Annotated in this window: 9 protein-coding genes; 5 read left to right on the top strand and 4 right to left on the bottom strand. The window is 64.2% G+C overall.

All coding sequences use genetic code 11. The features are described 5' to 3' along the window. Both KDH09_19465 and KDH09_19470 read right to left on the bottom strand, forming a co-directional pair. The coding region (locus tag KDH09_19465; protein MCB0221886.1) for a TolC family protein at positions 1-599 on the bottom strand (599 nt) is incomplete at its 3' end. A 121-nt stretch (positions 600-720) separates the two neighbouring features. Next, complete coding sequence (locus tag KDH09_19470) at positions 721-1,158, bottom strand: hypothetical protein (GenBank protein MCB0221887.1); 438 nt, start codon at positions 1,156-1,158, stop codon at positions 721-723. A 258-nt stretch (positions 1,159-1,416) separates the two neighbouring features. Here KDH09_19470 and KDH09_19475 point away from each other — a divergent pair, with 258 nt between their 5' ends. Next, on the top strand, positions 1,417-2,361 hold the full coding sequence (locus tag KDH09_19475) for an SDR family NAD(P)-dependent oxidoreductase (protein MCB0221888.1): 945 nt from the start codon (positions 1,417-1,419) through the stop codon (positions 2,359-2,361). A gap of 1 nt (position 2,362) precedes the next feature. Here KDH09_19475 and KDH09_19480 read toward each other — a convergent pair whose 3' ends face one another. Further along, positions 2,363-3,253, bottom strand: coding sequence for an NmrA family NAD(P)-binding protein (locus tag KDH09_19480; protein ID MCB0221889.1), 891 nt, complete (start codon positions 3,251-3,253; stop codon positions 2,363-2,365). 78 nt (positions 3,254-3,331) lie between these two features. Further along, positions 3,332-3,949 (bottom strand): carboxymuconolactone decarboxylase family protein, encoded by a 618-nt coding sequence (locus tag KDH09_19485; GenBank protein MCB0221890.1) that lies wholly within the window; start codon positions 3,947-3,949, stop codon positions 3,332-3,334. A 102-nt stretch (positions 3,950-4,051) separates the two neighbouring features. On the opposite strand from KDH09_19485, the gene KDH09_19490 reads away from it, so the two are divergent. The 4 genes from KDH09_19490 (at position 4,052) to KDH09_19505 (ending at position 10,526) form a co-directional block, all read left to right on the top strand. After that, complete coding sequence (locus tag KDH09_19490; GenBank protein MCB0221891.1) at positions 4,052-4,474, top strand: hypothetical protein; 423 nt, start codon at positions 4,052-4,054, stop codon at positions 4,472-4,474. A gap of 111 nt (positions 4,475-4,585) precedes the next feature. After that, positions 4,586-5,887, top strand: a complete 1,302-nt coding sequence (locus tag KDH09_19495) for a TolC family protein (GenBank protein MCB0221892.1) — start codon at positions 4,586-4,588, stop codon at positions 5,885-5,887. Further along, positions 5,884-7,395, top strand: a complete 1,512-nt coding sequence (locus KDH09_19500; GenBank protein MCB0221893.1) for an efflux RND transporter periplasmic adaptor subunit — start codon at positions 5,884-5,886, stop codon at positions 7,393-7,395. Before KDH09_19495 ends, KDH09_19500 begins: the two co-directional genes overlap by 4 nt. After that, positions 7,392-10,526 (top strand): efflux RND transporter permease subunit, encoded by a 3,135-nt coding sequence (locus tag KDH09_19505; protein MCB0221894.1) that lies wholly within the window; start codon positions 7,392-7,394, stop codon positions 10,524-10,526. Before KDH09_19500 ends, KDH09_19505 begins: the two co-directional genes overlap by 4 nt. Positions 10,527-10,662 lie beyond the last annotated feature (136 nt).

Below are 10,662 nucleotides of genomic sequence, written 5' to 3' on the forward strand. Positions count from 1 at the left end.
ACCTCGCGCTTCGCCCGATTCAGGCGAACGTCGGCCCTTGCGCGGGCCACCTTCGCGCGCAGGGCCTCTGCGGGCGGGCTACGGCCAGCTTCGACGCGGCGACGCACAGCCACTTCGGTCTCGCGCGCAAGGGACGCGGCGTCCTCTTCAAGGCGTGCCCGTTCCTGCGCGGCAAGGCCCGCAACAAAGAGCCGGGTTGCCTGCGCGAAGACATCGAGGCGCTGTTGATCGGCATCGAGGCGCGCGGCTTCGCGCTCATGGCGGGCCACGTCGCTGCGCCCGCTTCGCTTGCCTCCAAGTTCGATGGTCTGACCGAGCGACACCGTGGTTTCGGCACCACCGATGCCTTTGGCCGCGCCCGTTCCGGCAATGTTCTCGACCTCCACGTCGAGTTCGGGGTTAAGAAAAAGCCCCGCCTGCTCAGCACGCCCATCGGCGGCGCGGACCTGCCAGCGTGCCGCTTCGAGCCGGGGGCTTCGCTCTTCCACCAGCCCAAGCACGTCGGCCAGCGAGAGCGCACGTGGTAGTTCCTGCGCGCTCGCCGCCAAAGGCGTGCATACCAGTATCAAAATCAATGAAAACAACCGGATTCGCACCATGACGAATCCTCCTGAACCATGCACCGCAGTCAAGGCGGCGGCCACTGCGCAACTGGGTCGCGCATGAAGTTACGGCTTCGAGAGATCGAAGACGCGAAGAGATATGTTCAGGAGATGCGAATCACGTCCGAAGGACGATGGTGGAGAGTGCAGGCAAGACAGGAGAATGGGAGCGCCGGGGTTGTGGTGCAGCAAGCGCACGGACCGTAGGCTTGAGAAGCGAGGGAACAATCACCGGGGTCGCCACGTTCATACCCAGGTCGTCGCTCACACGCCTGGCGCGCAGTTCCTGTATTGGCAGGGACACGTCGGTGCAGGAGGCGCAGTGTTCGTCGGAAGAGAATCCGGCATGTTCGGCGCGATGCTCGTTGTCACCGCTGTCGAATGCAAGCTGCGAACTTGTGCAGCTTCCGCCACGCATTATTTCCAGCCCGACGTGCCCGTCGGCCTCGAAACACAGCCCCACCCCAACGGTGCCCCCCACGCCGAACAGGACGTAGGCGAAGATGCTTGTAAGGAGCAGGATTCGGTGCGTGTCTTTTAAAATCGTTCGGCTCATTGCAGGATGAAGTCTAAGCGCGGCAGCCAGTATTGTCGAGCCGCCCCCCTTGCGCCCAAAGTGCGCCTGAACCATCAGTTTCAAGCGGCTACCATCGGCCTCTCAAGAGGAATAATAATTACCGAAATCACGCCGATAGCGTCCAATGGTGATCCATAGACTCCCCTGCCCGCCGGCACTTAAAATGACGAGGCACTTTGCGCCGGGCGGATTCAAGCCGGTCCCGGACACCAGGTTTTCAACAGCGCAGGTAACTCAATGTCGGCCGAACCCAAGCACCTGAGCCTCCCGCAAAGGGCCCGCCGCTTCGTGGGTGCCTTCCTGCAGTGGCGCAGCATTCAGGCGCAAATCCGCGATCTCTCGGGCAAGACCGTTCTTGTAACCGGCGGCGCCAGGGGCATCGGCGCAGAAGTGACCCGCGTGCTGGCGCGCTGGAACGCCCACGTGCTGCTGGCCTGCAGGGACGGAGCGCAGGGCGAGAGGCTGCGCGCGGGTATCCTGTCGGAGAATCCCGGTACCCGGATCACGGTGCTCGACACGGCCGACACGGCCGATCTCGAGTCCATGGCGGAACTGGCGCGCAGGGTGAAGGCCGAGCTCAATGGCCGGGCCCTCGATGGCCTCGTCCTCAACGCCGGAATCGCCGGCAGGCGATACGGGCGCAGCAAGCAGGGTTATGAATCCCACGTCGCCACCAATGTGCTCGGGCATCACCTGCTGGCGCTCTCCCTGCTCGAGGATCTGGCCAGGTCCGGCGCGGCGCGCATCGTCTATGTCACCGGCGACATCTACGTCCTGGCCAAAAGCTGCACGCTGGATTTTCAGTATGAAGACAAGCGGGCCAACTACGCCTACGCGCGTTCAAAGCTTGGGGTTTCCTGGAATGCGCGGAGCATGCAGGAGCATGTCGACGCGCAGGGACAATCAATCCAGTGCGTGAGCGTCCATCCCGGCGTCGTCGGCAGCGAACTGATGAAAGGCGGCGAAATAGCCAAGCGGCTGTTTCTCATTACGCCGCAAAAAAGTGCACAGAGCATCGTTTATTCGTTGACCGATGAGGCGGTACGTGGCGGCGACTACATCCACAACGTCCGGGGGAAAATGGCCCTTCCCCCCAACGACCCGGTCCTTCAGGAAGACAAACGCCGGCAGTTCTGGAAAGAATGCAACGAAGCCTGCGCGCCCTACCTGCAGGCGCGGTAAGTCAGATCTCTTTCTCGAAACGCTTGCGGGCGAACTCGACGAAGGACGTCGGCTCGCGGCCAAGCAGCATCCGCAGCACATTGGCATTCCCGATAAAGTCGAAGCGGTCGTACCACTCGTTGACCACCTTGAACACGGACATCTGATGGCGCATGTGCGCCTCGTCGTATTCTCCCAGGATGTACGGCATGGGCTTGTCGTAGTTGTGCGGGAACTGCATCACCTTGAACGGGCGGCCGAAGGCCTCCGAGAGTGCCGCGCCGATGTCATGGGCGCAGAGGTTCTCCCCGCTGCACAGCTCATAGCTCGCGCCGTAGTGCTGCTTGCCCTCGGTCACGACGCGGACCAGCACCTCGGCCACGTCGTCGAGGTCCACGAGGGCCTGGCGCTTGTTCAGGTCCCAGCCGAGCAAAAATACAGAAGACCCGGGAATTGCGCCCACCGAAACCATCTGCATGTAGTCGGCCGGTTGCAGAATCGTGAAATTCAGCCCCGATTCGAGCAATCTCTCCTCGATGTCGCGCTTGATCTCGTGCTGGGGAAGTCCGGTGAGAATCGGGTGCAGCACCGAGCTGAAGACAAAGTGCTCAACACTGGCGCGCCCGGCCTGCTCGATCATGTTGAAGCCCATCTCCCGCTCGCGCGGATGAAACGAGGGACCAACGTGGTAGACGGCGTCGACACCCTCCATCGCCTTAAAGGCGTCTTCAGGACTGCAGGCGTCGCCAATCACAACTTCCTGCGCGCCCAGATCTTTTGGTCCGGGTCCCTCGCGATCGACCCGGCGCATGGCGCGTACCCGGAAACCGGCCTTCGCAAGCTGCGGGATGACCGCGCGTGCCTGGTTGCCGTTACCTGCTGTTACCAGAACCGTTTTGTTGGCGCTTGCCATACCCGTCCCCCTTCATTCCGCCAGGACTTCTCCGCGAGATGCGCCAAGTGTTTCCCACCATGGCTGCTCGCACAACACTCAACCTGCGATGCGCTGATGAAAGGCCTTGAGTTCCTTCTCGATGTCCGGTTCGAGGGCGACACCCGTGCTGTTCAGAAAGCCGGCGAGCATTTCGTAGTGCCCGATCAGCACCACGATCTCGATGAGGAGTTTCTCATCGTAGTGTTTGCCGAGCTCTTGCCATGTCGCATCGGAAATGCAGCGGTCGGCCAGCATTTCGTCACAGGCTGATACCAGTGCACGATCGCGCGGATCGTCGAACGCATCGGGGCCCCTTGATGCCCTGACGATATCCTCGTCACTGAGACCTGCCTTCAGCCCGAGCTCGACATGCTGGCCCCACTCATAACGGCTGCGCGTCACCCACGCGGTCCGCAGAATGATCTTCTCGCGATCGGCGTCACGCAGGCGCCCGTAGGGCATAAACCGGGAAGCAAGCACCAGCCACGCCCAGAAAAGGCGCGGGTTCTTGTTGAAAACCAGGAAGATATTGGGCACCTGCTTGCGTCCGAACCGGGCGGAAATACCCGACATCAGACGAAATACCGCTCCCTGCTCCGAGGGCGGCGGCGGCGCAATGCGCATGCCTCCGGCATCGGCCCAGCCCCCTTCCGGGGCAAGTTCTGTGATTTCCATGATTCGTTCCCTTCGATCCCGGCCCCGCGATGGTGTCACAAAGCCGGGCGAATTTCGAGCCTCCTGGGCCGGGGCTTCCAGAATTTCCCGGATCGGGGTAACATGCACCAGATGAACGGGCTTGCCAGACATCACAGCCGCTTTGCCGCCTTCGTGGCCGCACTGCTGAGCGTTGGCCTGATGGCCTCGACGGGCTTTGCCGCCTGTTGCGGCCATTGCCACGATTCAGCGCCGAAAGCGGCGACGGCGGCCTCGGCCCACGACTGCTGCGCCGGAAAGGGCGAGCCCGCACAGGAGTCACTGCGCGCCGAGTGCGCCGGCTGCCACGCCATGGCGAGCGGCCACGTGGCCACGCTCACCCGGGCGGAGTCTTCCGAGAAGGCCCCGCTTGCCGAGGCCGCGCCGGTCTTTGCAAGCGGATTGAGCATCCCTGCTCCGCAGCTTTCCGCGCATGTTGTCAGCCCGGCGCAGTCGCCACCTGCTTCGCAGGCCAATCATCTCTCCTCCATTGTCCTGATCCTCTGAGTTTCTCTCCGCGATGATCCTTGCGTGGGCGCAGTGCGCTCGCGGTGATCAACGTGCGCGGTTTCTGTGCCGCGCCCCCAATCGCATCGCCTGCGATGCGGAGAGAATCCCATGAAGCGACTTCTATCGCTTGCAAGCGGCGCCCTGCTCGCGCTCCTCGCGCTGGCCGGTCCCGCGACTGCCCAGACGCTGGGGAGCGGCCCGGTCACGCTGAGCGACATCCTGAGTGAGGCCCGGCGCGCCAACCCCGACCTGGAAGCAGCGCGCGCGCGCTACCGCGCCGCCGATGAAGCCGGCGCGCAGGCCTCCGCCTTCCCCGATCCCGAGCTCTCGCTGAGCTGGTCGCCCAAACCCACGCAGACCCGTGCGGGCCCGCTCGACTACCGCGTGGGCATCAAGCAGCGCATTCCCTTCTGGGGCGAGCGCGGCCTGCGCGAGGAGCGCGCCGAGCACATGGCCGGCGCTCTGGAGGCGGCGGCCACTTCCGCGGAGTTCGATCTCGACCTGGAAGTACGCCTGGCTTTCTTCGAGTGGCTCTTTGCGCGCGAAGCGCTCTCCATCAACGAGTCGAACCGCTCGCTGCTCTCGCAGTTTCGGCGCATCGCAGAGCAGCGTTACCGCGCGGGCCTCGTGCCCCAGAGCGATCCGCTCAAGGCGGGCGTGGCGCTGGCGCGGGTTGATGCAGTGGACGCCGGTTTCCGCCGCGCAATCGAGAACACGCGGGCGCGGATCAACGTGCTGCTCAACCGCGCGCCCGATGCGCCGCTTGGAGAGCCGCAGGCCCCGCCGCTTGTCTTCGAGGTCCCCGCGTACGAAGAGCTGGCCCACCGCGCGCTGGAGACGCGGCCCGAGCTGAGCGCCGCGCGCAGCGAAATCGCCGCCAGCGAGTCTGCTCTCGATTTGAGCCGCAAGGACTACTGGCCCGATCTTTCGGTGGGCGCCGACTACGGCGTCGTGAAAGGCGGAACGAATCCGGGCTTTGCCAAGGACGGCGACGACATCGTCAGCGTGATGGTGGGACTCAACGTGCCCATCCAGGTGGGGCGCCGCAGCGCCGCTGTGAGCGAGCGCAGCGCGGGCCTTGCCGCCGCGCAGGCCAGAGCGCAGGGACTCTCCCGGCACGTGCAGCTCGAAGTGCACGAGCACTACACCCGCCTCGCCGAGATGCGCGAGGTGCTCGCCCTTTATCGCGAGCGCATCATCCCGACGGTGCAGCTCGAACTCGACGCCACGCGCCTGGCCTACTCGGGCGCAAAGGCCAGCTTTCTCGAACTGCTCGACAGCGAGCGGTCCCTCGAAGAAGTCCTCATGGAACAGGCGCGCGCGTTGCGCGATTACCGCCAGAGTCACGCGCGTCTGCAACGCGCAGTGGGCGCCCCGATTGAAGGTGCCCCCGAAGGGAGCGGGCAATGAACACGCTTCGCCACGCAACGATCTTTCTGACACTTACCGCCCTCTTGCTGGGCACCGGCGGATGCGAGGACAAGTCCGACTGGCAGGAATTTGAGGCCGGGGGCTACACCCTGCAGGCACACCTCGATCCCGACCCACCCATCGTTGGAGAGAATGCGCTCAGGCTCCGCGTCCTCGATCCTGCCGGCAAGCGTGTCGAAGGCGCCCACGTCGGCGCGCGCGCCTACATGCCGGCCATGGGGGCAATGCCCGCCATGGAAGCCAGGGGCGCGGCCGATGATTCGGGCGGCGGCAACTATCACCCGAGCTTCAACCTCTCGATGAGCGGCAACTGGGACCTCACGGTGCGGGTCGAGAAAGACGGCGCCGAGCTCGCGCGTTTCTCCCTGCTCGTTGCGCCCCCGCGTCCCGGGCTCGTCGATGCCAATGCTGGCAGCGATGACATGGGAACGATGGACGGCAGCGGCGAGCACCTGCGCGTGCCAATGGCGCGCCAGCAGCTCATCGGCGTGAAGACGACGCTGGTGGAACGCCGCGCGCTCAGCCGCTCGATCCGTACCGTTGGCCGTGTCGAGGTGGACGAGAGCCGCCTCTGGCACGTCTCCCTGAAATTCAGCGGATGGATCGAAAAGCTCTTCGTGAGCTTCACCAATGCCTTCGTCAAAAAGGGCGATCCGCTCTTCACGCTCTATTCCCAGGAACTGCTGGTCACGCAGCAGGAGTACCTCGACGCCCTGGCCGCACAGAAGTCCGGCGGCTCCGAATCACTCGTGCGCGCCGCGCGCGACCGCTTGCGCCTGTGGGACCTGACCGACAACCAGATCCGCGAACTCGCCAGGCGCGGCACCGCCAACAAGGACCTCACCGTCTACTCGCCGGCAACGGGCTACGTTGTGGAGAAGCAGGCCGTCGAAGGCCATCGCGTCGAGCCGGGCAAACGCCTCTACGAGATCGCCGATCTCTCCTCGGTGTGGGTTATCGCCGACCTTTACGAGTATGAGGCCTCGCTCATGCAGCCCGGTCTCGCGGCCTTCGTGGAAAACCCCTATCAACGCGGCGCCATTCGCGAGGGCAAAGTCGACTACGTCTACCCGCAAATCGATATGCACACCCGCACGCTGCCCGTGCGGCTCGTATTCGAAAACGAAAACCTCGCGCTCAAACCCGGGATGTTCGTCGACGTCACCATCGACGTGCCCCTGGGCGAGCAGGTGGCTGTTCCCTTCGCGGCGATCCTTTATTCGGGTGAGCACCGCTACGTCTTCGTCGACCACGGCGGCGGCAACCTCGAACCGCGCGAGGTGCACGTCGGACAGCGCGCCGACGATTACTACGTCGTGCTCTCGGGTCTCGAAGCCGGCGAACGCGTCGTGACTTCCGGCAACTTCCTGATCAGCTCCGAGGCGCAGCTCAAGAGCGCGCTGCCCAAGTGGGAAGGTGAGGCCCCCGTACCGGCAGGCGCACCCAGCCCCCACCAGCACCACGGGCATGGAGGACATGAGCAATGATTGCCAAGCTCATCGCCCTGTGCGCCCGCAACCGCGTGGCGACGATCCTCATCGTCGCGGCGCTCTCGGGCTGGGGTTACTGGTCGGCCAAAAATGCGCCGCTCGATGCCCTTCCCGATCTCTCGGACGTGCAGGTCATCGTACTGACCGAGTGGCCCGGTCGCAGCCCCGACCTGGTTGAAGACCAGATCACCTTCCCGCTCACCACGACGCTGATGGCCGCGCCGAAGGTGGAATTCGTGCGCGGGCAGACCTTCTTCGGTCTATCTTTCGTGAACGTCGTTTTCGAGGACGGCACCGACATGTACTGGGCGCGAAGTCGCGTCCTCGAATACCTCACTTCCGTCGCCGGAGACCTGCCCGCGGGCGTAACCCCGACGCTGGGGCCCGATGCCACGGGTGTGGGCTGGGTCTTTCAGTACGCTCTTGTGGACAAGAGCGGTGGTCACGACCTGCAGGAGCTGCGCTCCATCCAGGACTGGAACGTGCGCTATGCGCTGCAGTCGGTAAAGGGCGTCGCCGAGGTTGCCGGCGTGGGCGGTTTCGTCAAGCAGTATCAGATCCAGATCGATCCCAATCGCCTCAACGCCTTCGGGCTCTCCCTCAAGAAGGTGATCGACGCCGTGCGCGACTCGAATAACGATGTGGGCGGGCGCGTGCTGGAGATCGCCGGGACAGAGAACTTCGTGCGTGGGCGCGGCTACGTCAGGAGCGTCGCAGACCTCGAGAACGTGCCCGTCGGCACCAGCGAACGTGGCACCCCGATTTTCGTGCGTGACCTGGGAGAGGTGCACCTGGGCCCCGACCTGCGCCGCGGAGCGGTGGAGCTCGATGGCGAGGGAGAAGTCGTGGGCGGCATCGTCGTCATGCGCTACGGTGAGAACGCGCTCGAAGTCATCAACGCCGTCAAGGACCGTCTCGAGGAAGTCCGCCGCAGCCTTCCCGAGGGGGTCGAGATTGTCGTCACCTATGATCGCTCGGGGCTGATCGAGGATTCGGTCGCGACAATTTCCGACGCGCTCATTCAGGCGATGGTCGTGGTGAGCCTCGTCATCGTGTTCTTTCTCTTCCATGTCCGCAGCGCGCTGGTGGCGATCATCATGCTACCCATGGCCGTTCTGCTTTCCTTTATCCCGATGCTCTACCAGCACCTGACCATCAACATCATGTCCCTGGGCGGCATCATCGTCGCACTCGGTGACATGGTGGATGCGAGCATCGTGCTCATCGAGAACATGCACAAACGCCTCGAGGAATACGACGCCAAGGGCGAGAAGGGCTCGCGCAGCCAGGCTCTCATCGAGGCGATGCAGGAAGTGGGACCCTCGGTTTTCTACTCCCTGCTCGTCATCACCGTCGCGTTCATTCCAATCTTCACGCTCACCGGCACCGAGGGACGTCTGTTCCGCCCGCTTGGCTTCACCAAGACCTACTCCCTTGGATTTGCCGCGCTGCTGGGCGTCACGCTGGTTCCAGCCCTGGCCATGTATCTGATTCGCGGGCGGATTCCCAAAGAGCAGAGCCACCCGGTCACCCGCTGGGTCTCGGCCCTTTATGCCCCCGTCGTGCGCATGGCCGTGCGCTGGCGCAAGAGCGTCATCGCCATTGCCGTCGTCACCGCAGTCGTGACGGTGCCTGCGTACCTGGACCTGGGAAGCGAGTTCATGCCACCCCTCAACGAGGGCAGCATTCTCTACATGCCCACAGCGGTTCCGGGTATGAGCATCGACTCGGCAACGGACCTGCTTCACCGCATGAACCGCGAGCTCAAGAAATTTCCCGAGGTCGAGCACGTCTTCGGAAAGGTCGGGCGCGCGCGCTCGGCCACCGACCCGGCGCCGCTCTCCATGATCGAGACAGTCATCACCCTCAAACCCAAGGACCAGTGGCGCGCGGGCCTTACCTGGGACGACCTCGTTGCCGAGATGGATCGCAAGGTGCAGGTCCCGGGCATGCCCAATCTCTGGTGGATGCCGATCCAGACCCGTACGGAGATGCTCGCCACCGGCATCCGCAGCAACCTGGGACTCAAAATCCTCGGCCCCGATTTGAAGGAGATCGAGAAAGTCGGGCTCAAGATCGAGGAGACCCTGGCAGGACTTCCCGGCACGCGCAGCGCCTTTGCCGAGCGCGTGACCGGCGGCTACTTCATCGACTTCGATATTCGCAGGGAAGCGGCCGCGCGCTACGGGCTCACCGTCGGTGATGTCGAGCGCGTCATCGAGACCGGCATCGGCGGCATGAATATCACAACCACCGTCGAGGGGCGCGAACGCTATCCGGTCAATGTGCGCTACGCCCGCGACTACCGCAGTGACCTCGATGCGCTGGGCCGCGTGCTGGTGGCCACCCCGACGGGCGCACAGATTCCGCTGGCGCAGCTCGCCGACATCCGCACGGTTACGGGCGCGCCGCTTATTCGCGATGAGAACGGCCAGCTCGCCGGCTACGTCTTTGTCGATGTTGACGCGAGCATATCCATCGGCGAGTACGTTCAGCGCGCACGCGACGCTGTCCATTCCAAGGTCGACCTGCCGCCGGGCTACCGCCTCGAATGGGGCGGCCAGTATCGCTACCTCGAGCATGCGCGCGACCGGCTCCAGGTGATCGTGCCGCTCACCCTATTGCTCGTATTCATCCTGATCTACTTCAACTTCGGCAACTTCGCCGAGACCCTCATCGTCCTGCTCGCCGTTCCCTTCGCGCTGGTCGGAGCGGTCTGGCTGATGTGGGCGATGGACTACAACCTGAGCGTGGCTGTCTGGGTGGGCATGATCGCGCTCGCCGGCCTGGGCGCCCAGATGGGGATCGTGATGATGCTCTATCTGGACCTGGCATGGGCGCGGCATGAAAAGGACGGCCGTCTCACGAACACACGTGACATGGAAGATGCCATTGTCGAGGGCTCGGCCGGGCGCATTCGGCCCATCATGATGACCGTGGCAACCGACCTGCTGGCGCTCGTTCCCGTCATGTGGGCCACCGGCACCGGTGCCGAGGTAATGAAGCGCATCGCTGCTCCCATGTTCGGCGGCCTGCTCACGGCGGCAATCCTGACGCTGGTGGTCTACCCGGCCATCTTCGCGGTCTGGAAGGGTCGGGCGCTGGCCGACAGTCCCGAGGCGGCCTGAGCCGGGACGAGTGCAGCTTTCCCCGCACTCGTCTACTCTCGGGGCATGGCGAGCGAGGCAAGCAACCTTCAGTATGCAGTGCGCCCGCGCGTGCTGGCCCGCCACCTGGGAACGGTGGCGATGATCCTGGCCGCGT

The sequence above is a fragment of the Chrysiogenia bacterium genome (assembly GCA_020434085.1).
In the GTDB taxonomy this organism is placed as follows: Bacteria; JAGRBM01; JAGRBM01; order JAGRBM01; family JAGRBM01; genus JAGRBM01.